Annotated in this window: 1 protein-coding gene; it reads left to right on the forward strand. The window is 52.3% G+C overall.

Translation table 11 applies throughout. The features are described 5' to 3' along the window. Nucleotides 1-160 precede the first annotated feature (160 nt). Nucleotides 161-612 (forward strand): tRNA (adenosine(37)-N6)-dimethylallyltransferase MiaA (gene miaA / locus ACTHUF_RS11025; RefSeq protein WP_440407703.1); only part of this gene is annotated, 452 nt, incomplete at its 3' end.

Genomic DNA, 612 nt, shown 5'->3' on the forward strand with positions numbered 1-612 from the left:
CAATGACGGCAGCAGCAGGTTTGAAATCAATATAAAAGGCCGTCTGTAACGGCGCAGCAAGTGTAACGCTTTTGATAATGTAGAGCAAATGTTTCAGACGGCCTGAAATATGGTCTGCCCGGGTTTGCTATAATCGCATTTTTAATTTTTCCGTTTTCTTATGAACGCGCCCAAAGCCTTCGCCGTACTCGGCCCGACCGCCGGCGGTAAAACCGCACTGGCCTTAAATATTGCCCAATCGCTGCCGGTGGAAATCATCAGTTTGGATTCCGCACTGGTGTATCGCGGCATGGACATCGGTACGGCCAAGCCGACTGCCGAAGAGCTTGCCGCCGTACCGCATCATTTGATTGATATTATTTCGCCGCTGGAAAGTTACAGTGCGGCAGATTTTGTCGGCGACTGCGTGCGCTTGGTGAACGAAATACATGCGCGCGGTCGCTATCCGCTGATTGTCGGCGGCACGATGATGTATTTCCACGCGTTGACGGAAGGTTTGAACGACTTACCTAGCGCGGATGCGGCAGTGCGCGCACAACTTCAGGCAGAAAAAAACGAACACGGTTTGGCAGGCCTGTATTGCCGTTTGCAGGAAATTGACCCGAGTACGGC

This window comes from Neisseria sp. P0024.S006, assembly GCF_051956595.1.
Classification (GTDB): domain Bacteria; phylum Pseudomonadota; class Gammaproteobacteria; order Burkholderiales; family Neisseriaceae; genus Neisseria.